General features: G+C 71.7%; 28 protein-coding genes. 11 read left to right on the forward strand and 17 right to left on the reverse strand.

The window, feature by feature from the left end:
* Positions 1–31: 31 nt before the first annotated feature.
* Entirely contained in the window at positions 32–862 is an 831-nt protein-coding gene (locus tag AC3A5R_RS19635; RefSeq protein ID WP_487622458.1) for a TIM barrel protein, read from the reverse strand.
* Positions 859–1,890: a Gfo/Idh/MocA family oxidoreductase gene (locus AC3A5R_RS19640; protein WP_487622459.1), complete on the reverse strand. Its 1,032-nt coding sequence runs from the start codon at positions 1,888–1,890 to the stop codon at positions 859–861. The genes AC3A5R_RS19635 and AC3A5R_RS19640 overlap by 4 nt, the downstream gene beginning before the upstream one ends.
* A 115-nt stretch (positions 1,891–2,005) precedes the next feature.
* On the opposite strand from AC3A5R_RS19640, the gene AC3A5R_RS19645 reads away from it, so the two are divergent.
* Together AC3A5R_RS19645 and AC3A5R_RS19650 are read left to right on the forward strand one after the other, a co-directional pair.
* Complete coding sequence (locus tag AC3A5R_RS19645) at positions 2,006–3,055, forward strand: LacI family DNA-binding transcriptional regulator (protein WP_487622460.1); 1,050 nt, start codon at positions 2,006–2,008, stop codon at positions 3,053–3,055.
* 36 nt (positions 3,056–3,091) lie between these two features.
* The gene (locus tag AC3A5R_RS19650; RefSeq protein ID WP_487622461.1) at positions 3,092–3,928 is read left to right on the forward strand and encodes an alpha/beta fold hydrolase; all 837 of its coding nucleotides are present in this window, start codon (positions 3,092–3,094) and stop codon (positions 3,926–3,928) included.
* A gap of 3 nt (positions 3,929–3,931) precedes the next feature.
* Here the strand turns inward: AC3A5R_RS19650 and AC3A5R_RS19655 are convergent, their stop codons facing one another.
* The 4 genes from AC3A5R_RS19655 to AC3A5R_RS19670 form a co-directional block, all read right to left on the reverse strand.
* Complete coding sequence (locus AC3A5R_RS19655; RefSeq protein WP_487622462.1) at positions 3,932–4,591, reverse strand: VOC family protein; 660 nt, start codon at positions 4,589–4,591, stop codon at positions 3,932–3,934.
* Between the two features lie 9 nt (positions 4,592–4,600).
* Complete coding sequence (locus AC3A5R_RS19660; protein WP_487622463.1) at positions 4,601–4,723, reverse strand: hypothetical protein; 123 nt, start codon at positions 4,721–4,723, stop codon at positions 4,601–4,603.
* 174 nt (positions 4,724–4,897) lie between these two features.
* On the reverse strand, positions 4,898–5,551 hold the full coding sequence (locus tag AC3A5R_RS19665; protein WP_487622464.1) for an O-methyltransferase: 654 nt from the start codon (positions 5,549–5,551) through the stop codon (positions 4,898–4,900).
* 113 nt (positions 5,552–5,664) lie between these two features.
* On the reverse strand, positions 5,665–6,567 hold the full coding sequence (locus AC3A5R_RS19670) for an NAD-dependent epimerase/dehydratase family protein (RefSeq protein WP_487622465.1): 903 nt from the start codon (positions 6,565–6,567) through the stop codon (positions 5,665–5,667).
* Between the two features lie 97 nt (positions 6,568–6,664).
* On the opposite strand from AC3A5R_RS19670, the gene AC3A5R_RS19675 reads away from it, so the two are divergent.
* The 4 genes from AC3A5R_RS19675 (at position 6,665) to AC3A5R_RS19690 (ending at position 11,280) form a co-directional block, all read left to right on the forward strand.
* Positions 6,665–7,975 (forward strand): threonine/serine exporter family protein, encoded by a 1,311-nt coding sequence (locus AC3A5R_RS19675; RefSeq protein WP_487622466.1) that lies wholly within the window; start codon positions 6,665–6,667, stop codon positions 7,973–7,975.
* 225 nt (positions 7,976–8,200) lie between these two features.
* Positions 8,201–9,007, forward strand: coding sequence for a hypothetical protein (locus tag AC3A5R_RS19680; protein ID WP_487622467.1), 807 nt, complete (start codon positions 8,201–8,203; stop codon positions 9,005–9,007).
* 60 nt (positions 9,008–9,067) lie between these two features.
* On the forward strand, positions 9,068–9,751 hold the full coding sequence (locus tag AC3A5R_RS19685) for a response regulator (protein WP_487622468.1): 684 nt from the start codon (positions 9,068–9,070) through the stop codon (positions 9,749–9,751).
* 284 nt (positions 9,752–10,035) lie between these two features.
* Positions 10,036–11,280 (forward strand): M48 family metallopeptidase, encoded by a 1,245-nt coding sequence (locus AC3A5R_RS19690; RefSeq protein WP_487622469.1) that lies wholly within the window; start codon positions 10,036–10,038, stop codon positions 11,278–11,280.
* Positions 11,281–11,337: 57 nt separating this feature from the next.
* Here AC3A5R_RS19690 and AC3A5R_RS19695 read toward each other — a convergent pair whose 3' ends face one another.
* Positions 11,338–11,688 (reverse strand): hypothetical protein, encoded by a 351-nt coding sequence (locus tag AC3A5R_RS19695; protein WP_487622470.1) that lies wholly within the window; start codon positions 11,686–11,688, stop codon positions 11,338–11,340.
* Positions 11,689–11,788: 100 nt separating this feature from the next.
* On the opposite strand from AC3A5R_RS19695, the gene AC3A5R_RS19700 reads away from it, so the two are divergent.
* A complete protein-coding gene (locus AC3A5R_RS19700) occupies positions 11,789–12,313 on the forward strand; it encodes an ANTAR domain-containing protein (protein WP_487622471.1) in 525 nt (174 codons plus the stop codon).
* Positions 12,314–12,539: 226 nt separating this feature from the next.
* On the opposite strand, the gene AC3A5R_RS19705 is transcribed toward AC3A5R_RS19700, so the two are convergent.
* The 5 genes from AC3A5R_RS19705 to glsA form a co-directional block, all read right to left on the reverse strand.
* Entirely contained in the window at positions 12,540–13,247 is a 708-nt protein-coding gene (locus AC3A5R_RS19705) for a class I SAM-dependent methyltransferase (protein ID WP_487622472.1), read from the reverse strand.
* A 61-nt stretch (positions 13,248–13,308) separates the two neighbouring features.
* On the reverse strand, positions 13,309–14,340 hold the full coding sequence (locus AC3A5R_RS19710) for an alpha/beta fold hydrolase (RefSeq protein ID WP_487622473.1): 1,032 nt from the start codon (positions 14,338–14,340) through the stop codon (positions 13,309–13,311).
* Between the two features lie 134 nt (positions 14,341–14,474).
* A complete protein-coding gene (locus AC3A5R_RS19715) occupies positions 14,475–15,116 on the reverse strand; it encodes a hemerythrin domain-containing protein (RefSeq protein ID WP_487622474.1) in 642 nt (213 codons plus the stop codon).
* Between the two features lie 98 nt (positions 15,117–15,214).
* Positions 15,215–15,613, reverse strand: a complete 399-nt coding sequence (locus tag AC3A5R_RS19720; protein ID WP_487622475.1) for a DUF7144 family membrane protein — start codon at positions 15,611–15,613, stop codon at positions 15,215–15,217.
* Positions 15,614–15,759: 146 nt separating this feature from the next.
* Entirely contained in the window at positions 15,760–16,788 is a 1,029-nt protein-coding gene (gene glsA, locus AC3A5R_RS19725) for a glutaminase A (protein ID WP_487622476.1), read from the reverse strand.
* Between the two features lie 202 nt (positions 16,789–16,990).
* Between glsA and AC3A5R_RS19730 the strand changes: the two genes are divergently transcribed.
* Positions 16,991–17,356 carry a DUF1622 domain-containing protein gene (locus AC3A5R_RS19730; RefSeq protein WP_487622477.1) on the forward strand — a complete coding sequence of 122 codons (366 nt, stop codon included), beginning with the start codon at positions 16,991–16,993 and terminating at the stop codon, positions 17,354–17,356.
* 339 nt (positions 17,357–17,695) lie between these two features.
* On the opposite strand, the gene AC3A5R_RS19735 is transcribed toward AC3A5R_RS19730, so the two are convergent.
* From AC3A5R_RS19735 to AC3A5R_RS19745, 3 genes are all read right to left on the reverse strand, one after another.
* Positions 17,696–19,054, reverse strand: a complete 1,359-nt coding sequence (locus AC3A5R_RS19735; RefSeq protein WP_487622478.1) for an MFS transporter — start codon at positions 19,052–19,054, stop codon at positions 17,696–17,698.
* 80 nt (positions 19,055–19,134) lie between these two features.
* Complete coding sequence (locus AC3A5R_RS19740; protein WP_487622479.1) at positions 19,135–20,880, reverse strand: SulP family inorganic anion transporter; 1,746 nt, start codon at positions 20,878–20,880, stop codon at positions 19,135–19,137.
* 12 nt (positions 20,881–20,892) lie between these two features.
* Positions 20,893–22,305 carry a DUF2252 domain-containing protein gene (locus AC3A5R_RS19745; RefSeq protein WP_487622480.1) on the reverse strand — a complete coding sequence of 471 codons (1,413 nt, stop codon included), beginning with the start codon at positions 22,303–22,305 and terminating at the stop codon, positions 20,893–20,895.
* Positions 22,306–22,955: 650 nt separating this feature from the next.
* Between AC3A5R_RS19745 and AC3A5R_RS19750 the strand changes: the two genes are divergently transcribed.
* Positions 22,956–23,624 carry a ribonuclease H family protein gene (locus tag AC3A5R_RS19750; protein WP_487622481.1) on the forward strand — a complete coding sequence of 223 codons (669 nt, stop codon included), beginning with the start codon at positions 22,956–22,958 and terminating at the stop codon, positions 23,622–23,624.
* A 7-nt stretch (positions 23,625–23,631) separates the two neighbouring features.
* Here the strand turns inward: AC3A5R_RS19750 and AC3A5R_RS19755 are convergent, their stop codons facing one another.
* Complete coding sequence (locus AC3A5R_RS19755) at positions 23,632–24,480, reverse strand: alpha/beta fold hydrolase (protein WP_487622482.1); 849 nt, start codon at positions 24,478–24,480, stop codon at positions 23,632–23,634.
* A gap of 168 nt (positions 24,481–24,648) precedes the next feature.
* A complete protein-coding gene (locus AC3A5R_RS19760) occupies positions 24,649–25,071 on the reverse strand; it encodes a copper chaperone (protein WP_487622483.1) in 423 nt (140 codons plus the stop codon).
* Positions 25,072–25,127: 56 nt separating this feature from the next.
* On the opposite strand from AC3A5R_RS19760, the gene AC3A5R_RS19765 reads away from it, so the two are divergent.
* Both AC3A5R_RS19765 and AC3A5R_RS19770 read left to right on the forward strand, forming a co-directional pair.
* The gene (locus AC3A5R_RS19765) at positions 25,128–25,817 is read left to right on the forward strand and encodes an alpha/beta fold hydrolase (RefSeq protein WP_487622484.1); all 690 of its coding nucleotides are present in this window, start codon (positions 25,128–25,130) and stop codon (positions 25,815–25,817) included.
* Positions 25,818–25,891: 74 nt separating this feature from the next.
* Entirely contained in the window at positions 25,892–26,482 is a 591-nt protein-coding gene (locus AC3A5R_RS19770) for a DUF6529 family protein (RefSeq protein WP_487622485.1), read from the forward strand.
* Position 26,483 lies beyond the last annotated feature (1 nt).

The raw sequence follows: 26,483 nt of genomic DNA on the forward strand, positions 1-26,483 counted from the left end.
GGGGGGCGGGGCGGGCGGGGGCTGGCGGACCTCAGAGGGTGAAGGCGTCGCGGAAGCGCTTCAGGGCGAGCTCGGGGTCGCCCGACGCCCACGCCTCGAGGCCGACGGTGCCGCGGTAGCCCATGCCGGCGAGGGCCCGCGCGACCGCCGGGTAGGCGATCTCGCCGGTGCCGGGCTCGCAGCGCCCGGGCACGTCGGCGACCTGGATCTCACCGATCCACGGCAGGGCCCGGCGGCACAGCTCGATGAGGTTTCCTTCGCCGATCTGCGCGTGGTAGAGGTCGAGCATGAGCCGCAGGTGCGGGCTGTCGACGGCCTCGACGAGCGCCAGGCAGTCGGCGGCGCGGGCGAACGGCGTACCGGGGTGGTCGACCTCGGTGTTGAGGTTCTCGAGGACGAACTGCACGCCCTCGCGCTCGCCGAGCTCGGCGATGCGTCCCAGGGTGTCTCGTGCCTGCAGCCACATCGCGCCGGTCACCTCGTGGGCCGGGCGCACCGGCAGGCCCTTGTCGTCGAGACCAGTGCCGTGGAGGTTGAGCCTCGGGATGCCGAGACGCTTCGCGACGGGCACCGACTGGGCGGCCGTGGCGAGCAGCTCGTCGGCCCCCTCCGGGTCGGCAAGACGTCCACGGACGTACCCGGTCATGGAGGAGTACACGACGCCCTCGTCGCGGAGAGCCTCCAGCGCGTCGAGGTCGTGACGCGTCCAGTCCCAGATCTCGACGGCGAAGCCGAGCTCGTGGATGCGGCGCACCCGCTCGACGACGGGCAGGTCGAGGAAGACCATCTCCGAGCTGACGGCCAGGGTGAACGGGCTGTCCCCGGGACCCGCACCAGCCCCGACGCCGGTGGGGCCGCTCATGCGACGCCTTCGCGGTCGGCGTCACGTACCCGGACGGTGCCGCCGGTCTCGACGGCCTCGATGCAGGCCAGGGCGATGCGCAGCGCAGCGCGGGCGTCGTGGCCGCCGACGACCGTCGGCGATCCGGCCCGCGCGGCGGTGCAGAAGGCGGCGAGCTCGGCGGCGTAGGCGTCGGAGAAGAGGTCGGTGTCCATGCGGGCCGTCGGCGCCGCGACGCCGTCGGCCGTCCACAGCGACGTGGTCAGGTGCGCCGGGCTGCCCGCCTGCACCATGCCGGCAGAGCCGAAGACCTCCCCCCGGACGTCGTAGCCGTAGGCGGCCGAGAAGCTCGCCTCGGCGACGCCGATGGCGCCGTTGTCGTAGCGGATCGTCACGACGGCGGTGTCGAGCAGGCCGGCCGCCTTGTACGCGGGGGCGACGAGCGCGTCGGCCATGGCGCTCACCTCGACGGCGCGCGCACCGGCGTTGAACCAGTTGAGGGCGTCGAAGTCGTGGATGAGGGTCTGGGTGAAGATGGTCCACGGCGGAACGGCGCCCGGGTTCGCCAGACCGGGGTCGCGGGTGACCGAGCGCAGCAGCTGCGGGGTGCCGACGCGTCCGGCGGCGACGGCGTCGTGCGCGGCGGCGAAGTCGCGGGCGAAGCGGCGGTTGAACCCGACCTGCAGCGGGACGCCGGCCTGCTCGACGGCGGCGATGGCACGGTCGGCGTCGGCGAGGGTCATCGCCATCGGCTTCTCGACGAAGACGGCCTTGCCGGCGCGGGCGGCCGCGACGACGAGGTCGGCATGGGCCGTGCTGGCGCAGGTGATGGCGACGGCCTCGACGCGCGGGTCGTCGATGAGGGCCTGGGGGTCGGTGAGCCACTCGACGCCGAGGTCCTCGCCGAGGCGCCGGGCGGACGCCTCGAACGGGTCGGCGACGGCGACGAGCGCGGCCTCGGGAAGGCGACGGGCGAGGGTGGTGGCGTGGTGGGTGCCGATGCGACCGGCACCGATGAGGCCGATGCGGACGGGGTCTGGGGCGGTCATGGGCGAGCTCCTTTGCCTCTCTACTAGAGCGCTCTAGTTCGATGGTGAGGCCGCCGCCCGCTCCGCGTCAAGAGACCGACGCAGAATCCGCTGGAGCGCTCTACACTTCGAACGCATGGCGACCGGACGCGTGACCATGGAGGACGTCGCGGCTCGCGCCGGGGTGTCGCGGGCGCTCGTGTCGATCGTCTTCCGCGGCGTCGCCGGGGCCTCCGACGAGACGCGCGCCCGTGTGCTCGCAGCGGCCGCCGACCTCGACTACCGGCCCGACACGCGCGCCAGCCGCCTCGGCCGGGGCCGGACACGCATGCTCGGCGTGACGTTCGCCGTCGGGCACGCCTTCCACGGCGAGGTGCTCCGCAGCCTCTACAGCGAGGCGGACGCGGTGGGCTACGAAGTGGTCCTCAGCGGCGTCACGCCCGACCGGTCCGACAGCGACGCCGTCGACACCCTGCTCGCCGAACGCTGCGAGGGCCTCGTCCTCGTGGGCAGCGACCTCTCGACGGGCGCCATGGCCCGGCTCGCCGAGCGGCTGCCGGTCGTCAGCGTGCTGCGGCCGGCACGCGCGTCGGGCGTCGGGGTGGTGCGCACCGACGACGCCCTCGGGATGCGCCTCGCGGTCGAGCACCTGCGCAGCCTCGGGCACGGGCGGATCGGCCTGCTCGACGGCGGTCGCGCCCCGGGCGCCGCGGAACGACGCCAGGGCTACCGGCGCGGCATGCGCTCGGCGCCGGGGCTGCACGCGCTCGTGATGCCCGGCGGACTCACCGAGCTCGACGGCGCCGCGGCCGCGCGGGCCTTCCTCGCGATGAACGCGCCTCGCCCGACAGCGGTCGTGGCCTTCAACGACCGCTGCGCGCTGGGGTTCGTCGACGTCGTGCGGCAGGCGGGGGTGCAGGTGCCCGCGGACGTGTCGGTGGTGGGCTTCGACGACATCGAGCAGGCCGGCTACCCGCACGTCGCGTTGACGACGGTGCGCCAGGACGCGGCCCGGCTCGGCGCCGAGGCCGTGCGCGCCGTGACCGGCCGGCTCGACGACGCCGGGGCCGCCAAGGCCGCCGAGGCCGCGGAGACGACCGGCGCGGTCATCGAGCCCGAGCTGGTCGTCCGCTCGAGCACGGCACCTCCGAGCGCTGGCCGCGCGGCCGCCCGACCGAAATCCTGACGCGCCCGACCACAGCCGTCTGGCACTTTGGGACCCATGCCGACCTACACGTCCTACGACGGGACCGAGCTCGCCTACCGCGTCGAGGGGTCGGGCGAGCCCCTCGTCGTGTGGCCGGGCGGTCCGGCCCGCGACGCCGCCTACCTGGGCGACCTCGGCGGGCTCGCAGATGCGGCCGGACGCTCGCTCGTGATCCCCGATCCCCGCGGCACCGGCGCGTCGCCGCGTCCGACCGACCCGACCGGCTACGCCGCCACCCGGCTCGCCGACGACCTCGAGGCCCTGCGGACGCACCTGGGGCTCGACACCATGGACCTGCTCGGACACTCGGCCGGCGGCTCGGTCGCCGAGCTCTTCGCCGCCCGCCAACCCGGACGCCTGCGCCGGCTCGTGCTCGTCACCCCCGGCACCGCCGCGCTGGGGCTCGACATCACGGACGACGAATGGGAGGCGCGGGTCGAGCTGCGCGCCGCAGAGCCGTGGTTCGCCGGCGCGAAGGTCGCGCTCGAGGCCGACGACGGCACGCCCGCCACCCGGCAGGCGATGTCGCCCCTCCTCTACGGCGCATGGACCGACGCAGCGCGCCGCCACGCGGCGTCAGACGAGGGTCAGCGCAACCGCGAGGGCACGCGCGCCTTCTGGTCCGAGCAGCCCGACCCGGAGCAGACGCGCCGGGCCATCGGCGCGGTGACAGCACCGGTGCGCGTCATCGTCGGCGAGCTCGACCTCATGCCGGGGCCGGCGCTCGGCGAGCAGCTCGCGGCGCTCTTCGCCGACGGGCGGTGCCTCGTGCAGCCGGGGGCCGGCCACTTTCCTTGGGTCGACGACCCGGGCCTGTTCGCTCGGCTCGTCGTCGAGGCACTCTCGGACTGAGGGTCAGGCCGTGGGGGCGGGGTCGCGGCCCTGCCACGTGCAGACGCACGCCTCGTTGCCCTCGGGGTCGGCGAGGATCCAGAAGGCGGGGGCGCGCGAGTCCGACACGAGCCGGCCACCCGCGGCAAGGGCTCGCGCGATGCGCCCGGCCGCCTCGTCGTGCGCCACCGTGACGTCGAGGTGGATCCGATTGCGTTGCGGCCGTGGCTCGTCCAACTGCTGGAACCACACGGCGGGTCCGAGCCGGAGCGGGTCCTGAACGTCGTCGCGACGGATGACGTCCCACCCGAGCACGGCATCCCAGAACGGACGGACGGCGTCGATGTCCATGGCGTCGATGGCGATCTCGAGGACGGTCAGCGACCCCGGCTCGGACCTGAGCCCCAGCTCGGCGACGACGGCGTCGACGGCCCGGCCCAGCGTGACGTCGGCGTCGGTGACGCCACCGCCGGGACGCGTCGAGAGGGCAAGATGGACGACCGGGGCGCGCAGGTCGACGTCGAGCTGGCGGTCGTGTGCGGCCGTCAGGGCGCCGACCCGGGCGACGAACTCGTAGGCGGCTGCGACGTCGGCGGCGCGGACCGTCAGGTGCATCCGCTGCAGCAGGAACCGCCACGTGGGCAGGGCGTCGGAGGCGGCCTGCCGGGTCAGCGTGTCGGTCATGCCAGCACGCTAGCGCTGCGCGGGGACCGGACCGCTGGTGCGGCGCACCTCGAGGTGCGGCTCGAGGACGATCTCGACCGCGTCGGACCGCCGCCCGTCGAGGCGCTGCGTGGCCGCCTGTACCGCGGCCACGCCCATCGGCCGGGTGGTCTGGCTGTCGGCGGGTTCAAGGGGTCGGCCGGTAGGCGGTCGGCCGCCCGCCGCGCCACCGGTGCGCCTCTTTCGGCGCACTCCGGCGGCGTCACCGTCGCCGCGTGCGGGCCGGCCGATCCCGATGTTTGGTCGTCAGGTCGCGCCCCGCCGGTGCTACGTCCGTCGGGCGATGGTGAGCCCGTCGAACGCGGTGAGGATCATGGCTTCGACGCGGTCATCGGAGGCCACCAGGTCGTTGAAGGCGCGCAGCGCGGTGGTGTTCGTGTCCGTCGCCTCCGGGTCGGTGATCCGGCCGCTCCAGAGGACGTTGTCGGCCAGGAGCAGACCCCCGGGCCGGACCCGCGGTACGAGCTCTGCCCAGTACTCGGCGTACGCCGGCTTGTCGGCATCGATGAACACGAGGTCGATGTCTGGGGTCGAGGGGAGGGCCCGCAGGGTCTCGAGCGCCGGCGCGATCCTGAGCTCGATCCGGCCAGCGAGGCCGGCCGCGGTCCAGGCCCGTTGCCCGATCTCCGTCCATTCGGCGCTGACGTCGCAGCACAGCAGTGAGCCTCCATCCACCAGGCCCCGAGCGATGCACATGCTCGAGTAGCCGGTGAAGGTGCCCACCTCGACCGCTCGGCGCGCGCCGATCAGCCGGGCGAGCATCGTGAGCAGCTGGCCCTGGTCGTCACCGATCTGCATGCCTGCCACGTCGCCGAGCTCTGCCGTCTCCGCCTGGAGCCCACGCACCACGGAGTCGGGCCGCCGGCTTCCGTGAGTCACGGCATAGGAGCGGATCTCGTCGGTCACCGGGAAGCTGCGCATTCTCGGACGCTACGCCTCGAGCCATGCGCGGCGGGCAGGTTCACGGATCGACTGCCCGGTGCTCCCGAGGAGCGCGCCACGGTCCCGGCTGCCGTGCTGTCCGCGTCGTGCGCTCAGGCGTCGACCCGGGGGTCCGGCAGGACATCGCGCCACGAGTGCCGCGGCGCGTAGCCGAGCAGGTCACGAGCCTTGTCGATGGAGTAGAAGGTCTCGTTGCGCCCCATCGGCCGCCGCAGCGGCACCTCGCCGTAGAAGCGCTGGCGCACCTCGTCGGTCGTCGCCGCGACGGACATGTCCGCGTTGGCGACGTTGAAGACCTCGTAGCCGAGCCCGTCGACCTCCAGACACCGCTGCACCATCCGGCCGAGGTCGCGAGCATCGATGTAGGCGAAGATGTTGCGCCGCCGCAGCGACGGGTCCTCGAGGAACGCTGGGAACAGCTCGGCGTACTCGTGCGGCTCGATGACGTTGTTGATCCGCAGCCCGTAGACGTCGGCGCCGGTACGGGCCTGGAACGAGCGCGCCGTCACCTCGTTCGCGACCTTCGACATCGCGTACGAGTCCTCCGGCACCGTCGGGTGGTCCTCGTCCACCGGCACGTAGAGCGGTCGCCGCTCGCCCTGCGCGAAGCAGATGCCGTAGGTCGTCTCGGACGAGGCGAAGACGACCTTGCGGATCCCGAGCCGGGTCGCCGCCTCGAGCACGTTGTACGTGCTGAGGACGTTCGACGCGTAGGTCTTCGCGTCCGCCGCGAGCAGGATCCGCGGGATCGCGGCGAAGTGCACGACGGCGTCGTAGGGCGGCTTGGTCGCCAGGTCCAGCTCGTCGAAGCGTGCCAGTCCGGCCAGGGCCGAGTACGTCTCGCCGATGTCGGTGAGGTCGACCGTGAGGTCGTCGACGCCCGGGTGCCCGAGCGGGACGAGGTCGGCGTTGGTGACCCGGTGGCCCTGGCCGGCGAGGAATGGCGCAACGTGCCTGCCGGCCTTGCCGCTGCCTCCGGTGAAGAAGATGCGCATGCCCCGATCCAACCACCGCCGTCGTCACGCGCCAGGCGCCCGGCGACCGCCCGACGACCCGCAGGACCCGGTCGCCCCGTGCGAGATGATGTCCCGTATGGAGGGACCTGCGGCCGCGCACCACCCCGACGCAGCCCACACAGCCGCGGTCGGGCCGGCCGCAGACCCCGGCCGCGAGACCGAGACAAGGGCCCTCCTCGCCGAGCTGGGCACCGCCATGATCGCGACCGGCCAGCCGGTGCAGGAGATCGAGGAGGAGCTCGCCGAGGTGAGCGCCCGGCTCGGGTACCCCGAGGTGCAGTCCGCGGTGGGACCCACCGGCCTCATGCTCACCCTCACGCCCGGCGGCCCCACCACCTACCGCTCCGCCCCGGCGGGGCTGCGCCTGCACCAGGCGGCGAGCGTGCGCCTCATCCGCCACCAGCTCCTCCACGACGAGCTGACCATCCCCCGGGCCCGCGCCGACCTCGCCGCCACCGCGAAGCGGCCCGTCCAACAGCCGCCATGGCTCGTCGCGCTCGCCTGGCCAGTGCTCGCCGTCGGCATCGCGCTCATCCTCCAACCCGGATGGGCCAACGTCGCCGCCGCAGCGGTCGGCGCCCTCATCGTGCTCGCGCTCGTCCAGCTCGCCGGGCGCTTCGAGGTGGTCATGGCACTGCTGCCGACCCTCGCCGCCTTCGCCGTGTCGCTCGCCGTCTTCGGTGCCGCGAACGCCGGCCTGCTCGAGGGCCCGCTGCGCACCGTGCTCCCGCCGCTGGCCGTCCTGCTCCCCGGTGCCCTCGTCGTCAACGGCATGTCGGAGCTCGCCGCCGGGCACATGCAGGCCGGCTCCGCCCGACTCGTCTACGGGCTCGCCCAGCTCGGCCTCTTCGCCCTCGGGCTCCTCATGGCCACCGCCCTGCTCCGGGTGCCCACCTCGACCCTCGTCAACCTCCGCGTGGAGGAGATCGGGTGGGTCGGCGCCCCCGTCGGGCTGCTGCTCGTCGGCGCGAGCATCTGTCTCATGGAGGGCGTGCCGCTACGGCTGCAGGGCTGGGTGCTGCTCGTGCTGAGCCTCGCCTTCGGCGCGCAGGTCGCCGGGCAGGAGATCGGCTCAGTCGCCCTCGGCGGCTTCCTCGGTGCCATCGCCGCGAGCCTCGGAGCGAGCGTCGTCGAGCTCCGTCGCCCCCGGCTGCCCCGACTGGTCCTCTTCCTCCCCGCCTTCTGGCTGCTCGTGCCGGGCAGCCTCGGCCTCGTCGGCGTCACCGAGCTCGCAGCCGGCCGCGAGTCCGTCACCGACGTGGCCCTCGGCCTGCTCGGCGTGGCCATCGCGATCTCCCTGGGCCTGCTCGTCGGATCCTCGGTCGGGCGCGCCCTGCGCGGACGCTTCGCCGCCCCCGTCGAGCCTGCGGCCATCCGGCACCCCTGACGCTGCGCAGGCACCGAGCTGAACCGAGGCCAGACGGCTCACGGCAGGTCGCCCGTTCGAGTGCACCGGACCACCGGTGGGTACGCACCTGCCTGTCCTGTCGCACCATGACAGAGCGCCGTCGTCGGCCGAACGTTCCGATCGGACCGCGGGGCGCGCCAGGACCCGCGGCCCGTAGGCTCGTGGGGCCAACTGGCACCTGAACCAGCATGCCGAGGAGGCACCGTGTCTCAGACTTCATCGCGGATCCGGACGATCCTGCCCCCGTCGAGCCGTACGGCCCTGGGAGCGACCGTGGCCGGTGGCCTGCTGACCGCGCTGGCGTCGGCTCCCGAGCGGCTCGGCCGGCTCCTTCGCGACCGCTATCCGATGGTGGCCGTGACAGGCATGACGGGCGTCGGCAAGAGCCAGCTCGTCGACCGGCTGACGCGCCGCGCCACCGACGACGCCCTGGCCGAGGTGGGTTCGGCGGTGATGGAGCGCCGGACGCGCCGCGGCTCCAAGCTCCACGGCTTCCGCTTCCTCGTCGTTCCGGGCGACAACGCGGCCACCCGCCTCGGCGCACTCGACGAGGTCTTCCACGACGAGCCGGTCGACGGAGTCATCCACGTCGTCGCCAACGGCTACGCCACGCCCCGACGCGCTGCGGGCACGACGGGTGCAGCCACCGCGACGCGCGAGGAGCAGCTGGCCGCCGAGCTCGAGGACTGGACGATCACCTCGCACCGGATCGCCTCGATGGCCGTGCGCCGCAACAAGCCGATCTGGCTGGTCATCGCCGTGACGAAGACCGACCTCTACCCCGACGAGCTCGACGAGGTCGTGCGCTACTACTCCCCCGGCAGCGGCTCGCCGTTCGCCGCCAAGATCGACGCGCTGCGCGCCCTCGCCGGCGGCGCCAAGCTGTCGATCGACGTGCTCGCCGTCTCCAGCCAGGGCGGCGACCGCAAGGCGCCGATCTCCGAGAAGCGCGCCACCGCCATGGTCGACGCCCTGGCCGACCGGCTGGGTCGGCTCAGCGGCCACGCCTGAGGACCTCTCCGGGCCCCTGGACATCCGGACCATCGGTCGGCGGTGGGTCAAGATGGGACGGTGGAGCCACCCCATGACCCCATCCGCGTCCTCATCGTCGACGACCACACCCTCTACCGCCGTGGACTGCGGATTGTGCTGGACGTCGAGGACGACATCGAGGTGGTGGGCGAGGCAGCCGACGGCGTCGCGGCGGTAGCCCAGGCGGAGGCATCCTTGCCCGACGTCGTCGTCATGGATGTCGGCATGCCCAAGCGGAACGGCATCGACGCCTGCCGCCTCGTCAAGCAGCGCGTCCCGTCCGCGCGCATCCTCATGCTCACCGGCTCCGACGACGAGGCCGACCTCTTCGAAGCCGTTCGCGCCGGCGCCACCGGATACCTCCTCAAGAGCGTGACCGACGAGATCGCTGACGGCATCCGCGGCATCTTCCACGGCCAGTCCCAGCTGTCACCCGCGATGGCGACCAAGCTGCTCGAGGAGTTCTCTGCGCTGAGCCGACCCCCGTCGGCGTCGAGCGCCGACCTGGGGCTCGAGCAGCCGCGGCTCACCGAGCGGGAGCTGGAGATCCTCGAGCTCGTCGTGCGAGGCCGGCTCAACAGCGAGATCGCCGACGAGCTGAGCATCTCGGTGAACACCGTGCGCAACCACATCCGGAACATCCTCGACAAGCTTCAGATGCACTCGCGTCTGGAAGCGGCGATGTACGCCATACGCCAACGGCTCATCGACCCCGGCGAGTGAGCCCTCGCCCTCGCGGACCAGCCGACGGCGTCGGGTAGCCGTGCCTCTCGCGGCTCGGCCGTCCTCGCGGGGCGACGTGCCGTCCAAGCCCGCGTCCTTCTTGGCGAAGCTCGGTGGGCCCAGCCGCATCACCACGACCGTGCCGACCCGAACCGTCGCCGCATCGGACGCGCTGATGCGAAGGCCGTTCGGATGGGACGCTGGACGTGTCCTTCTCGTTGGTGCAGCACCGGCCGAGCACCGGCTGCCCAGCATCAGCAGTGTCGGGTGCAGGAAGGGGCGCCGTGACCTCGACAGGGTGGGCCCTCGTGACGCTGCTCGCGCTCGCAGTCGGGCTGGCTGTCGCCGCGTCCACGCTGGTGCCCTGGCGGGTGCCACGCCCGAGCGCCGCCGCCCGAGCGGCGGCGCTGAGCGACGTTCCCGCAGACGTGGTCACCAGCGGCCGGGCGCTGCACGCTGCACTGCGCCCGAGCACCTACGGTTCCCTGCTGGCCGGACTGGCGGCGGCACTGCTGCTCGGTCTCACCCCGGCTGGTGCCCACGTCGTCACGTGGGTGGCCCAGCCGTTCGGCGGGCACTGGCTGGCCGAGGCCGTGCTCGGCGGCCTGGTCGTCCTGATGCTGCTGTGGTCGGCCTCCCTACCGTTTACCGCGTGGCGCCACCGCGTGCTGCGCGCCGCCGGACTGTCCACCCAGAACTGGCGCGGCTGGGCGGTGGACCTGCTCAGGAGCGGCGCGGTCGGCATCGTGACCGGCGCGGTCGTGCTCGCCGGGTTCTACGCGGTGACCCGGTGGACGCCGGATTGGTGGTGGGCGTTCGGCGCAGCCGGTGCCGCCGCCCTGGTCGTCCTGCTGTCCTTCGTCTTCCCGGTCCTCTTCGAGCCGGTGTTCAACCACTTCACCCCGATGCCGGCAGGGCCGCTGCGTGACGAGCTGGTCAGACTGGCGGCCCGGGACCACAGGCCGGTGCAAGACGTGCTGGTCGCCGACGCGTCCCGCCGGACCACCGCGCTCAACGCGTACGTGTCAGGCTTCGGCGCCACCCGACGCATCGTCGTCTACGACACCTTGCTGCGCGAGGCGTCTCCCGGTGAGGTGCGCAGCGTCATCGCCCATGAGCTGGGCCATGCCACAGACCGCGACCCTGAGGTGGGCACGCTGCTCGGGGCGCTCGGCGGGGCAGCGTCGGTCGTGGCGCTCTACCTGATGGGCCACTGGGAGGCCTTGCTCCGCCGAGCCGGAGTGGACGACATCGGGTCACCGAGGGCGATCGGCCTGGTCCTCGCCGTGGGGGCGCTGACCGGCCTGGTCACCGGGCCCCTCCAGGGCCTCGTCTCCCGCCGGGTCGAGGCCCGGGCCGACCGGCATGCGCTCCGGCTCACCGACGATCCTGCGGAGTTCGCGGCGATGCAGCTACGCCTCGCCACCGTCAACATCGCCGATGTCCACCCGCCCCGCATCGAGTACGCGCTGTTCGCCACGCATCCCGACACCGTGGAACGCCTGGCCGCAGCACGGGAGGCGACATGAGCCGCGAAGCCCCCGCGTCGGGGGGGGCTTCGCGTGTGCCTCACCTGCCTCTCGCGGTCAGACGATGAGCAGCACCGCAGCGATCACTGCTCCAGCCAGGCTCAGCGCGCCGAGCACGAAGCTCGTCACTGCGCCTGCGGTCCAGTGCCCGGACTGGTCGCGAACGCTGGCTCCGAACATGCCGAAGCCGGCGGTGAGCAGTGCTCCGCCCGCGATCCAGCTGCTGAGGTACCAGGCCTCGCTCAGGTCCGCCAGGATCCAGCTGGCCGGCGCGAAGTACACGTATGCACCGAACGCCGCTACCAGGGCCCCGATGACCAGGAGCGTGTAGTCGACCGTGCGGTTGCGGAACAAGCGGGGAAGAACCTGCTCGGTCTCCGCACGTTGCTTCTCAAGGAGCTGCGACATTGTCGTCACCTCCTTCCTGATCTCACCTTCAGGATGGATATCGGGACGCGCCCCCGTAAGAGGCTTTGGTCCGTGACCCACGCGGCACCCCGCGAACGGCTTGGAACGCAAAGCCGCGGCGCGGCGCCAGGACCCCGCGATACTGGGATGCATGGGGACGGAGACTCCCGGTCTGGATGACCTGAGGCGTCGTGTCGACGAGATCAGCTCAGAGCTGGCCTTGGCCCGTGCCGACATCGCGATGCTGCGGGAGAGCAGCGGGCGAGCCGTCCTTCGCCTCGACGCGGGCGAGGTCGAGGCCGACCGGAGCCGGGGGCAGGCCGATGTGGATCGTGACCGGATCCAGGTTCTCGAGGACCGCGCGGTCATCGACCGTGAGCTCTTGGCAGAGATGAGACGAGAAGGCGTGCTGCTGGAAGGGGAGAACCGGAACCTGCACGAGGCCCTCCAGACGGCGCGCGCCATCGGCGCCGCGGTGGGAATCGTGATGGCGCGACGGGGCATCAACGAGGTCGAGGCCTTCGGGGTGCTGCGGATGGCGAGCCACTCGCGTAACCGCACCCTTCGGGTCATCGCTGAGGAGATCGTCGCAGCCGGAGACGTGAGCTCGTTGCCCGAGCCCTGACCGGCGCCGATTCCAGCTCCTGGCAGCGGGCCGAGGTGGCTCGCGCGCCCACGGGCTCCGGCGGAAGGCTCACGACGATGTCGGAGGAGGGCCCGTCCGCGGTGGTCGCGATCTCCCAACCGAGTGCCGCACGAGTCCGAGCACCGGTCGGTTCTCGGCCAGGACGGTCGCGGTGAAGTGGGTGATGCCCGCGGCGGCCGCGAGCCGGGCGAAGCACCGGCCCGGCCTAGGCGATGGCCGTACCGGCGATGTGGGTGTTGAACGGCAGGAACGGCGAGCGGATCCGGTAGTCGCTGAGGTCGACGCCGGTGAAGCCGGCAGCCCGGATCACACCTTCCAGATCCCTTTCGCAGGAGCAGCCTTCGAAGATCCACGCCCACGGTCGACGCAGGGTCCGCTGGGCCCAGCGCGTGGGCGTGTTCCGCCTCGCCGCGACGTGCTCGGCGAAGCTGAAACGACCACCCGGTCGCAGGATCCGGCGGACCTCGGCGAGGACGGTCTCCGGGTCACGGACGGTGCACAGGACCAGGCTGGAGATGACGGCATCGGCGCTCGCGTCGGGCAGGTCGATCTGCTCGCCGACGACGGTGCGGATCTCGAGGTCGAGGTTCCGGGACCGAGCCGCGCGCCGGAGCCGCGCGTGCATGTGGGGGTTGGGTTCGATGGCGATCAGGTGGCCGCCGGCGGGCAGGTAGCGCAGGTTCGCGCCGACTCCCGCCCCCAGCTCGACCACGGTCGGCGGGAGGTCGGCAAAGGCGATGGACTTGTGGCTGTGCATGAGCCGGTTGATGTAGCCGCCCATGACCCAGAAGAACGCCGAGTTGAACCGTCCGCGTACCGGGTGGTCGTCGAACTCGTGCGGCTTCCCGGGCTGCTCGGAGGCGCGGATGGATGTGGTTGTCAGAGTGGCGTCTTGCCCCGGGTGAGTTGTCATGCATCGAGCGTGCCGGGTGCGCGGAGACGTCGTCAGCAGTGGAAATACCGCAGTTCGGAGGTCAGCCGGTGCCGTTCGACGCGACGTACCAGGCTGCGATCTGTGCACGTGAGCGGAACCCGAGCCGCGCGCGGATCCGTTCGACGTGCGACTCTGCGGAGCGCTCGCTGATCACGAGCTCTTCGGCAATCTGCCGGTTCGACCAGCCGAGCGCCACCAGCCCGGCCACCTGCGTCTGGCGCGCGGTCAACGCCGGCGGCGTCCCGAGGCCGAGGGGCGGCAGTCCCAGGCCGCGACGCATCGCGTTGAGCACGGAGTGCGTGTCGCCGGCGAAGGGGATGTGCGTCCGGCCGGCCAGCACGGTCAGCGTCGCACCGTCGATGCCGCGGGCCAGTCGCTCGCCTTCCGCGATCGGCACCGCCCGATCGTCCTGGCGGTGGATGACCGAGGTGGGTGCCGTGATCCGACGGAGATCGTCGGCGACGTCGATGTCGTAGCACGCTGCCAACAGCCGGTGAGCCCAGGCAGCGGACGCCGAATCTCGTTGGTAGCGCGAGAACATGGCGCGGAACCCGGCGTCCGCATCAGGGGCGAAGATCTCCGTCAGCACCTCCGATGCGAACCCCCAGTGCTGGTCGACCAGGCCGAGCACGTGCTCCCGCACGGCCGGATCCGCCACACCGTCACCGTCGACCCACCCGCCGTAGAGGACGAGGCGAGTCACCGACGTCGGGTGCCGGGCGGCCCACCTCACCGCGAGTGGCGCGCCGAAGGAGGCGCCGACCAGGTCGAAGCGGGTGACACCGACGGCAGTCGCAACGGCGTGCAGGACCTCCAGCTCGAGCTCGACGACGTCCGTGCGGGAGGTCGTCCCGGACAGGCCGCAGCCCGGTCGGTCGTATCGCACGAGCGTCCGACCATCAGCCAGGCCCTCGTAGAACTGGCGCTCGGCCGGCAGCGCCCACCCCAGCTCGAGGTGGGACACCCATCCCGGCACGTAGATCGCCACCGGGCCCCTGCCGGCGACGGCGAACCGTATCGCTGTGCCGTCCTCGAGCGTGGTCGAGCCGAGCCGCTGCTCCACGAGCGACATTCTCCAGCGCGCGGACGAGCGACGGAAGGAGCGCCGCCGGCCCAGGACCACCCGGGGTGTCGACGGGGACGGGACCATCGCGCGCCGAGCCGGAGGCAGGCGGAGGTCCGCGACCGGAGCCGTCTGCAGGGCTGCTACGGGGTGGACTGCCAGGTGGGCGCGACGTCCCGGTGGTACGACCTGCCGGCCAGCCTGCTGAGCAGGAAGGTCACCGGCGCCGGGATCGCCGAGCGAAAGTAGGAACGCTCCGCCTCGGGCATCCCGTCCTGCACCCAGGCCATGAACTGGCCCGACTCGGCAAGGGACGGGGGCCGCAGCTGCTTCTCGACGACCTTCCACTCGGGCGTCTCGAGGTGGGGCAGCAGGAGGGGCTCGAGGTCGTTCTCCTCGTGGTGCAGGTGGCGCTCGACGACCTCGTTCGCCCGCACGATGACTTCCCTGGCGGCATGGGCGTCGCCCGCCGACCCGGTCGAGCCGTAGGTGTCCATCGCGGTCTGCGCAGCGGCGAGTGCATCAGCCATGGCCTGGTGCTCCGTCTCCATGACCTCGACCAGCTCCTGGGCCCCTTCCACCCTGGCCAGGAACGGGAACACGTGCGTGTCCTCGCCCTCGTGGTGGTGCTTGAGCTGGTCGTGCAGGTTGGCGTAGGCCACCTGCAGCTGCTGGGCGCGGACCCGGTCCCCGTCGGGCGCGGTGGCGAGGGCACCCTCGAGGCGGGAGAGGTCGCGCCGCACCGCCGCGTGGATGACGCGGTTCATCGTCATGGGACCTGTCATGTCGAGACGATAACCATCCGAGCCCGGGTCGAGGGCCGGAACCGGCACAGTCGCGGTCGGTCCGGGCCGGGAGCCTGTCGGCTGGGGCGTCAGTCGGCCTATGGCCGCTTGAGCTGGACGGCGAGGGCCCAGACGACCACGGCGTTGATGGCGATGACGAGGATGGCCCGGAGCGGGTCGTATGGCAGCCACATGAACTGTGCCGTGGCCGACAGGATCGCGACGGCCACGGCCAGGATCAGCGACCAGACCTTGCCCACGATCACTGCGATGCCCAGCCCGACCGCGGCGAGACCGAGAACGAGCTGGATCCAACCCCACGTCGTGGTGTCGAACGTGTAGACGTAGGCGCCGGTCAGGACGTACCGCTGGTCGTCGACGAGGGCCACGAGGCCGCTGAGTGCCTGGAACAACCCGGCCGTGATGAGCAGCAAGCCTGCGAAGACCGTCAGGCGCGCAGCCCATTCCAGCTTGGTCGCTGATGCTTGGCTCGGCATCGAGATCGCTCCCTCCGAGGTCGCCTGCCCTGCGGCACGCCTTGTCGACGTGCGTCCACCTCACACGCTAGGTGAGCACCGGCACCACGAACTCATCCTCCGGAGGTGAGACCACGGAGCACCGACATGCGGTGACGCGTCGAGGTTCAGCCCTGCGGCGCCACGGGCTCGGAGGCGAACAGGTTGAGACCGAGCCGCTCGGAGAGGAACTTCGTGACGAGCTGGCCACGCACACTGTTGCCTGCCGGGTCCAGAGGCGGCGAGAACGTGGCCAGGCCACCCTTGCCCGGGGACACGGTGACGATGCCTCCGCTGACGCCGCTCTTGCCGGGCATGCCGATCTCGTACAGCCAGTCACCGGACAGCTCGTACAGGCCGGCGGTCGCCATCACGGCGAGCACCCGCCGGCACACGCCGCGGGCGATGACCCGTTCCTGGGTCTGCGGGTTGACGCCGCCGTCGGAGAGGGTCGCCGCCATCACCGCGAGGTCGTGGACGGTCACCTCGAGCGAACACTGGCGGGTGTAGACCTCCGTCGCCCGGTCGGGGTCGAAGTACAGGCGCCCGTAGCTGTCGAGCAGGTGGGCGATGCCCTGGTTGCGCATGTTCGACTCGGACTCGGAGGCGAACACCTCCTCGCTCATGGTCAGCTCGCGACCTGCGAAGCGCGACAGGCCGGCCCGGATCCCCTCGAACTTCTCCTCCGCGGTCGAGCCCGGCACCAGACTCGTCGTGGCGATCGCTCCGGCGTTGACGAGCGGGTTCATCGTCCGGTGGGCGTTCAGCTCGATGGCCATCAGCGAGTTGAACGGGAACCCGGTGCTGTTGACGCCGAGACGGTGGCGAGCCGTGTCATAGCCGACCGCGTCGCACACGAGGGCGAAGACGAACGGCTTCGAGACGCTCTGGATCGAGAAGCGCGTATCCACGTCGCCGATCTCGAACGAGCGGCCCCGGGCACCGACCACGCTGATCCCGAACCAGTCTGGCGACGCCTCGGCCAGCACCGGGATGTAGTCGGCGACGTGGCCGTCCGTCGTGCCTCGATAGCGCTGGTAGGCCTCGGTGACGAGCTGTTCGACCTCCTCGGGCTGGGGCAGCTCACCGGTCGAGACGCGGGGTGGTGTCGTGGCCTCGTCGAAGGGCAGCTTCTGGTGCATGGAGAGCTGTGTCATGAAGGCCTGCCCTTCGGATCGTCTCGCTGTCGAGACTAGTCCGAGGCCGACCGCGCGGAGCCGGCATCGAGCCAGGTCGACCCCTGGACACCGGGCGCCTCCGCGGCGTTGGCCATGCCCTGATTTGCCGATGTCGCCCAGACCCGGACGCGCGGACCACGACAATGGAGCAGCAGTCCGGACCGCAGCGGGAGGCACAGGCATGGCTTTCACTGAGGGGATCGAGCTGGCGGGGAAGGTCATCGACACCGCCGGCGTCGCCATCCTGGTGGCCGGCGCCGCGCTCGCTGCAGTCAGGGCCGTCCTCAACTGGCGAGCCCACCGGCCCGACACCTACCGGCAGTTCAGGCAGCAGCTCGGACGATCCATCCTGCTCGGCCTGGAGCTGCTGGTCGCTGCCGACATCATCCGCACCGTCGCGATCACACCGACCCTCAACAACGTTCTCGTCCTGGGTCTGATCGTCGTCATCCGCACCTTCCTCAGCTTCTCCCTCGAGCTGGAGATCACGGGTCGTTGGCCGTGGCAGAAGGGTGACGACGAGCCACTGCCCGACAACCGGGGCTGAGACCCGCCGCGGACCCGCCATGCGGGAATGGTCGGCGTGTGCCGCCACAGCCGGGAGAGGGAGGGGGCGGGCGGCACACGCAGGTGAGCCCGGGGGGACGGGCGACCGAGCCGGACCTCTGGGAGGGTGCACCCCCCGATGGACCCACAGCTCACTGTCGAGTTGACCACGCCGTTGGGTGCGAGGGCTACTGCCGCAAGCGAACCATCCAGCCGAGAAGCGAAGTGGATGTCGGTGCCAAGGCCCCCCGGCTCCCGTCACGGTCGCCCTCGGCACCGCGCCATCGTGTCAGGACGCGGGTGCGTCGACAGCACGCGTCGCGTGACGCGCCGGCCGGCGTCAGCGGACCGGGTCGGGATCCGGCACGGGTTCGTCGGTGCTGATGAGGGAGGGCGGCGCCCCGGCGAGGCCTTCCTCCGCGTCGGGCGCGGCCGAGCGGGCGTCGGCGAGGACGTCGGCGGGCACGTGCCGCTCGAGGAAGCGCTTGGCGAGCCGCGTCGACGGGTGGATGCCGATCGTGGCCACGATGATGATCCCGGCGATGAGCAGCCAGCCGCCGGCACCCCAGTTCATGGCGAGGAACGTGTAGAGCGCGGGCGCCCAGACGCGACCCAGCGTGCCGCTGAGCTCGGCGGCGCCCTGGTAGGCGCCGCGCTGACGCGGGTCCATCAGCTCGGCCTCGAACGACCAGCTCGCCGCCGACAGGTACAGCTCGGCACCGGTGACCGTCACGTGCCCGAGCCAGACGAGCGCGATCGTCACCCAGCCGACGGTGTCGTGCGTCGCCAGCGTGATGATGCACGACACGACGAAGAACACCGCCGAGAGGCGGACGGCCTTGAGCGCCGTCGGCACGTCCCTGACCCCGCGCGAGGTGACCATCGGCAGGAAGATGCACATGACGGTGTTCGTGCCGAAGAGGAACGCCAGCAGCACCCGCGGCGCGTCGGTCTTCTCGACGAGCCAGAGCGGGATGACGACGTTGAGCAGCACCTGGTTGGTCCAGAAGACGCCGCCGAAGAACGTGGTGAGCAGCCAGCCGAGGTTGCGCAGCGGGCCGGGGCCGGGGACCTTCACCTTCCGGTCCTCGGGGGTGCGTTCGTCGTGGGCTGCCTTGGGCAGGCGGGTGATCGCGGCCGCGTTGACGAGGAAGGCCACCGAGGTGAACCACGGCAGGGCGTGCAGGACGTCGTTGGAGTGGAACGCGAGGGCGATGCCGCCGAGCATCGAGCCGAGGGTGAAGCCGACGTTGAGCGCGGAGTACATGTACGCGCGCGACCGGACGCGTTCGTCCGGCGGCAGGACGTCGATGGTGTACGCACCGTACGCCGCGCCGCCCAGCGCGCCGATGACCTCCATGCCGACGGCCATCGCGACGTAGCCCTCGAAGCCGTTGATGAGCGGCCACAGCGCGAACATCGCGGCTTGCCCGCCGGCGCTGGCGGCCCACATCCGCTTCGGACCGAAGCGGTCGACGAGCTTGCCCATCGGGAGCGCGGCCAGGAACGCGGCGATGCCGGCGAAGGTCAGGCCGAGACCCACCTGGGCGGCCGAGAGCCCGACGATCTGCGTGAAGAACACCGCCGAACCGGTCATGAAGGTGCCCTCGCCGAGGGCGAAGAGCAGCGACTGGACGGACAGCCGCCCGGCCAGCGGCGACGGCGGGCGGGCGTGGCGCAGGACGGCGGCGAGAATCACGCGAGGATTCTCCAGATCCGTACGGCAGGTGTCACCGCATTTATCCGGTTCGTGCCGGACGAGATCGGGTGCTGCGGCCCCTATCGTGCCCTGAACGCAGCGACGGCCTCGTCGAGCGTCGCGAAGACACGGTTCCGGCCGATCACGTCGACGAGCCCGAACCGGTCGAGCTCGGTGAGGACGTCCGACCTGGCGGCCGCGACGCCGAAGACCACGTTCCGTTGGGACATCTGCTTCGCGAGCTCGACCAGCGCCTGACCGGCCGTGAAGTCGACGTCGTCGATGGCGTCGGCCAGCAGGACGAACCACTGCGACCGCGTCGGCGTGTCCACCAGCGCAAGGGCTTCCGCGCTGAAGCGTGTGACGTTCGCGTAGAAGAGCCCGACGCCGAACCGGTAGACCACCAGCCCGGGCTCGGTCTCGGCGCCGGGCCGGGACGGCACCTCGTGGGGCCTGCCGCGCTCGTCGAAGGTGATGACCGAGTCGTGCGGCAGGTAGTGGCGCCGGACGTGGTCGAGCAGTGACAGGACGATGGCGAGGATGATGCCCTGCTCGACGCCCACGACGAGCACCACGGCGGCCGTCGCCGCCGCGATCCAGAACTCGTCGCGGCGCAGACGCCAGATGGCCCTCATGTTCACGAGGTCGATGAGCTTGACGCCGATGACGAAGACCACGGCGGCCAGCACGGCGTTGGGCATGTACTGCAGGGGCTTGGTCAGGAACAGCAGGACGATCGCGACCGTGACGGCCATGGTGAGCATCGCCACCTGGCTCTTGCTCTTGGCCTCGTCCGCCATCTCGGTCTTCGTGGGACTGCCGTTGACGACGAAGGTGTTGCTGAGACCGGCCGCGACGTTCGCCAGGCTGAGCCCGACGAGGTCGTTGTTCTCCTCGAACCGGTCCTGGTACTTCACCGCGTAGGCGCGGGAGGTCGCCGCGCTCTGGGCCATGATCACCAGGAACATCGACGCGGAGATCCCGAGCAGCGGCACGACGTCGGCCCACGCGATGCCAGTCGGCAGGCCGACCGCGGGCAGCCCGCTCGGCACCGGCCCCAGCACGGACACCCCGTGGCTCTGGAGGTCGAGCGCCCAGCTCAGGACGATCGCACCCACCACGGCGACCAGGCCGCCCGGGATCGCCGTGAACCAGCGGCCGAAGACCACCAGCGTCGCGATCACGCCGAGCGACACCGCCAGCGTCGTCACGGACGTGTCGGGCAGCTCCTTCAGGGTGTCCCAGAACTTGATCAACGTCCCGCTGACCTGGTCCGCGGCCACTGACGGCGAGGGGACACCGAGCATGCCCGCCAGCTGGCCGAGAGCCACCTGGACCCCGACGCCGGTGAGGAAGCCGACGAGGACGCTGCGAGAGATGAAGTCGGCCAGGAAGCCGAGCCTCGCGACGCGCGCGAGCAGCAGCAGCCCGCCGGTGACCAGCGCTGCCAGGCTCGCGTGGGCCAGCCACTGGCTGGTGTCCGGCTGCAGCCCGGCCACCCCGAGCCCGGCGATGCCCGCGTAGAGGATCGCGGCCGTGGCGGAGTCCCCACCCACCACCAGGTGCCGCGAGGAGCCGAAGACGGCGAAGACGACCGCCGGCAGCAGGATCGTGTAGAGCCCCGTGATGACCGGCGTCCCGGCGATCTTCGTGTACCCCATGACCTCGGGGATCGCGAGCGCCGCGAGGGTGACGCCCGCGACGACGTCCCGCGGCAGCTGCGCCCGGTCGTAGGGCCGGATGCCCTGCAGGACAGCGATGACGCCGCCGCGCTCACGCCGCGCGGGAGCGGGAGCGGGTGGGACGGGCCGGGCTCGTTGGCTCATGCGCCCTCCGACCTAGACGTCCATGGTCGCCGCAAGCCGCCCCGACCTGATGGCCCCGACGAACTCCTCGTAGTCGCGGTCGTTCTGGTCGGCGTAGCGCCGGGCGAAGTTGGTCATCGCCCGGTCGAACTCGTCCGACTCGCCGAGGTAGGCGTCGATGGCCACGGGGTCGCCGGACCGCGCGTGCGCCCGAGCCAGGGTCCACCCGCACAGGTGCGCGTAGTACCGCAGTCCGGTCGGGCCCATCTGCTCGACGAGCGCAGACAGCTTCATGTCGCGCAGCTGGCGCCAGTAGTAGTGCCGTGACGCGTCGAGTCCCTTGCTCCACCCCAGGAAGATGTCGCTGGCAGCCTGCATCATCCGCTGGCCCTGGACGACACGTTCGCCGGGCTGGTTGAAGCGGCTGTGGGGCAGGTGGTCCTCGAGCACCGACGTGGTCGCCTCCTTGACCTGCAGGAACAGCGGGTCCTGGTCGTCGCGTCCCTGCAGCAGCACGATGAACGCGCGGGTCCCGACGCTGCCGACCCCCACGACCTTGCGGGCGGCGTCGACGAACTCGAACTTCTCCAGCAGCCGTCGCCGGTCGTCCTGCAGCGTCGCGCGATAGGCACGGAAGATGTCGCGGATGACCGTCTCCTCCTCGTCCCCGGACAGGCCGTACGTCGCCGACAGGTCGCGCATCGGCACGACGGTGGGTGGCTGGCTGATGATCCGATAGCTGCCGTCCACCTTCTCCGCCAGCTTGGACAGTGCCTGGAGGCTGTCGCGGGTCCGGGCCTTGTCGATGTTCCTCTCGCTGCGCTTGAGCTCCTTCTCCTCCTCCTTCGTCCGGGCGATCGCCTTCGCGCCGGCCACGACGTCCTCCTCAGCGAGGCGGGCGTACCACACGTCAAGCGTCCGCATCTGCGCGAAGCTCGCCATCGCCTCGCGGTAGGCCGAGACGCTGGCAAGGGTCACGTCCTTCACGTCGCCCTTCGCGAAGCCGTTGCTGCGCGCCGCGATGGTGAAGCTCGCCGCCATCCGCATCACGTCGTACTCGAACGGGCCGGGGAGCGTCTCGTCGAAGTCGTTGAGGTCCAGGAGCAGAGTCCGCTCCGGCGACGCGAAACCCCCGAAGTTGGACAGGTGCGCGTCCCCGCACAGCTGGACGATGAGGCCGGCGCGGGGCGTCGTCCTCAGGTCGGCAGCCATGATCCTGGCGGCACCGCGGTAGAAGGTGAAGGCCGACGCTGACATCCGGCCGTGCCGCACGGGCACGAGGTCCGCGTCGCGGGTGGCGTTCTGCTCCTCCAACAGGGCGACCGGATCGGGACGAGCGGGATCGGGTGTCCAGCCGCGGTGGCTCGAGACCGGCGTCCGCTCAGCGGCTTGTTGTCCGCGCGCCCGGCGCTCGTCGAGGCTCAGGTGTTGCACGTTGGTCGGCATCGACGCCCGCCTCTCCGGGCCCGACGGCGAGATCACCAACCTCGAGCCAGCTGTCACGCACGGTGGCGACTCGAGGCCAGGCCCGCGTCGACCAGAGCGAATACCTTTGTGCGCCCAACGATATCCGGGGCAGGTCGCGCCCGGACGGGTTTCGGCTGTCGTCGGCGGACGTGGCCACGGTGCCGATCCGGCGGAAGTCGGTACGGAAAGGGCGACATGATCCGGGGGCTCGCGCGTCACACAGGTGGCGCCTGTTGCTCGCAACCGGACGCCGAGGGCCCCGGGTCGGCTTCGTGGAGGGACCTGCCCGGGGCCCGCACGGCCGAGGGATCGGGGCTCCTTCTCGCGGCTTCGAACGGTCTTCGACCGTTCATCGTCCCGCGCGGGCCGACGTGGCATGGCCAGGGCTCGGACGACTGGCCATCGGGCCGGGCTTCGGGTTCGCTCCCCACGAATGGGCGTGGGTGCGTGGCGCGTCGCCCCCGTCGGGCGTTGCCGCCCCCGGCTCAGCCGGGAGCAGCAGCGCCGAGCCTCGAAGGGCGCCTCAGGGTCGTCTGCTGGGATCACTACGCTCGGAGCCGCCCACACTGGGTGGACGAACCGCGGTGGGTCGGCGGGCCGCTGCCGACGACCGAGCAACGAGGAGAACTGTGCTGGCCAAGTTTCCGGGACGCTGCACGCGCTGCCAGGGCCCGATCCGAGCAGGGGACGAGATCGTCGGTGCCGGTGGCAAGGCCACCGCATGGGTGCACGCGTCCTGCCGCACCGAGCTCGCCCTCCCGGGGCTCAGCTCGCCACAGCCGACGCTGTCAGCAGGGTCGCGCGGCGGGACCGTGGGCAGGGCCCGGACCCCGAAGGCGCCCAAGGCGCCCAAGGCGCCGATGGCCGCCCCCGACGGCGCGACGTTCGTCTACACCGACGGGGCCTGCTCGGGGAACCCCGGCCCGGGCGGGTGGGCGTGGGCGATCGACCTGGACCGCTTCGCGTCCGGCTCGGAGCGACCGAGCACGAACCAGCGGATGGAGATCCGTGCGGCCCTCGAGGCCGTCACCGCGCTCGAGGGCCCGCTCGTCGTCGTCAGCGACTCGACGTACGTCGTCAACTGCTTCCGTGACCGGTGGTGGGACGGCTGGCTCCAGCGCGGCTGGACCACGTCGGCGAAGAAGCCGGTCGCCAACCGCGACCTGTGGGAGCCGCTCGTGACCGCCGTCAACGAGCGCGGCGACGTCGCCTTCCAGTGGGTCAAGGGCCACTCGGGCCACGAGATGAACGACCTCGTCGACGAGCTGGCCGTGGCAGCCAGCCTCGGCCGCGACTAGAACGCTCTCACCCGGACTCGGGTGGCCTCGGTGCCGGAGGCAACCTCGCCCCACGGTGGATCTCGTGCACCCGCGCGTCCCCCGGCTCGTCGGGGTCGTCGCGGATCGGCTCGTCCGCCATGAACTGGCGAATGACGTTCGCGAGCTCGCCCGGGTGGCTGAAGTTGATGGCGTGCGCAGCGCCGTGGATCACCACGAGCAGGACCTCGTTGTCGATCCGGCTCGCGATCTGCTGGATCCGGCGCGGATCCGGCATCAGGGGATCAGCGCTCCCGACCACGACGAGGGTGGGGACCCTGAGCGCGAGCAGGCGCTCGAGCGCGGGGTAGCGGGTCAGGGCCTGGAACATCCGGATCGTGCTGGGCACCCCGTACCTCAGGTAGTCCGGCACCGCGACCGGCAGCAGCCCGACGGGTTCCCGGACGCCGTCCCGCGCCAGCTGACGGACGGCCCGGTGCAGCGGCTGGTTGTGCAGTCCCCCGGCGGGCGCGACGAGCACGGCCCGCTCCAGCCGGTCGGGGTGGCGGTGCGCGAACTCGCAGATCACCGCGCAGCCCATCGAGTTGCCGACGAGGCTCACCCGGTCCAGGGCCCGGTCGTCGAGGAAGGCTGCTGCGGCGTCGGCGAGCTCCGGCACACCCGGGGCCGCGCGCGGTCTGCCGCTGCGCCCGAACCCGGGCAGGTCGGGCACGAGCGTGTGGAACTCGCCCGCCAGTCGTTGCGCCGTCGGGAGCAGGTAGCGGCCCGAGAGGCCGAAGCCGTGCAGGTGCACCATGGGCGTGCTCGGTCGACGCGGGCCGGCTGACTCCCGGTAGAACACCTTGACGCCGTCGATCACCGTCCAGCGCTCGCTCATCGCCCCCACTTGGCGCGCCCCGGATCGGGTGCTGGGTCGGCTCGGCACTCCACCACCCTCCCGCCCGGCCCAGCGCTTCGCGTCATCCCCGAGGAGTGAGTCGTGGCCCGCCGGCGTCAGGGGCCGGCGGGTCAGCGACCGCTCGGACGCTCGCAGGTGGGCCGGCGCTCACCGTGGGAGGGACATCGGCATCGGGCTCGGCGTCGGGACGGTGAGGCCAGGCATGACCTGCGGTTCGGCGAGCACGAGCATGCCGAGGCCGAGCAGGACGATAGCGGTGCCGTAGGTGGCGGTCCGGCGCCAGGGCAGCACCTTCTCAACGGCGATGAGCCCGGCAACCACCGCCATCCACACGGGACTCATCACCCCCAGCGCGAACAGCGACGCCATGAGCGCCCAGCAACCACCGACGCACCAGGCGCAGTTCCGCATCCCCATCCGAAGCGCACCGGTGACGAAGGCCATGGGCCCCAACGGAGTCCGACTCATCCGGGAGTAGAGCGCCACCGTCGGGGCCACCGTCGGGAACATCATCGCGGTCATCATGACGTCCCACACCGTGATGAACCAGCCGAGGGTCCGCCCGTCCACCGAGCAATGTCAACGACGTGGGCGTGGGCCTCGGACCCCGGCGGTATCGTCGGCGCATGGTGCACTTCCTGCTGCTCCACGGCGCCTGCCACGGCGGCTGGTGCTGGGACGAAGTGGCGTCGATCCTCGCCGCCGCCGGGCACGGGACGTCGGCTCCCGACCTTCCCTGCGAGAGCCTGGACGCGGGCCTCACCGCGAACGCCGACGCCGCGGTCTCGGCATTGCCCGACGACGCCGGGGAGGTTGTGGTCGTGGGGCATTCGCTGGGCGCGCTCCTCGCACCACTCGTGGCCCACCGGGTGCCGACGCGTCGGATGGTCATGCTCGCCGGGGTGGTGGGAGCTCCCGGCCGGAGCCTGGAGTCGCTGGCCACCGAGGACGAGGACCGCGACCTTCCGCTGAACGACGCGGACCTCGAGTTCGACGCCGCGGGACGGTTCCGCTTCACCGACGCGGGTGCCCGGCGCGTGCTCTACCCCGACTGCCCGCCCGAGGTCGCCGACGCGTCCGTCGCACGGCTGCGGTTCCAGCGTTCGATGTGGCGAGAGGTCGCCCCCTTCGACGCGTGGCCGCAGGTCGAGACCCTCTCGGTCGTCTGCGCCGAGGACCGGGTCGTGAGCCCCGACTGGTCACGCCGGATCGCCCGTGACCGTCTCGGCGTCGAGCCGATCGACCTGCCGGGTGGCCACTCCCCGTTCCTGACGCGACCGGCCGACGTCGCCGAACTCCTCATGGCCGGCCTCTGACGCAGCCCCGGGCCCACCGTCGCTGTTCCGGCATTGCGCTATCGGAGGCGTCCGAGCAGGAGCATCCTGACGCCATGGCAACAGACACGACGACGTCGAGGAGCATGGCCGTGCCCCTGGCCGGGTTCGCCGCCGGCGCGGTCGTCGCGCTGCTCGTCGGAGTCTTCGGCAAGACGCACGACCCGACGCTCGCCGGCACGACGACGCTCGGCTTCCGCACCGTCATCGACATGAAGGTCGTGCTGTCCGTGGCCATCGGGGCGCTCGCCGTGCTCCAGGTCATCGGCGCCCTCTGGCTCTACGGCAAGCTCGGTGTCAGCGCGCCCTCGTGGCTCGGTACCGCACACCGCGTCAGTGGAGTGGTCACCCTGCTGCTCACGGCCGTCGTCGCCTACCACTGCCTCTGGGCGCTGGGCCTCGAGACGGGGAGGTTCGCCGACGGGGAGCCCGTACCGGCGCGGACCGTCGTTCACGGCGTCCTCGGTTGCGCTGTCATCGGCGCGGTCGTCGTCAAGGTCGTCGCCGTGCGGTCACGACGCGCACCCGGGTGGTTCCTACCCGTGGCCGGCGGCCTGCTCTTCGCGCTCCTGGTGTCCGTGGTGCTGACGTCGGCCGTCTGGTACATCAGCGCCCACGGCTGGCCAGGCGCGGGCGGATACGGCTGAG

This window comes from Intrasporangium sp. Soil_C_50 (assembly GCF_057656595.1).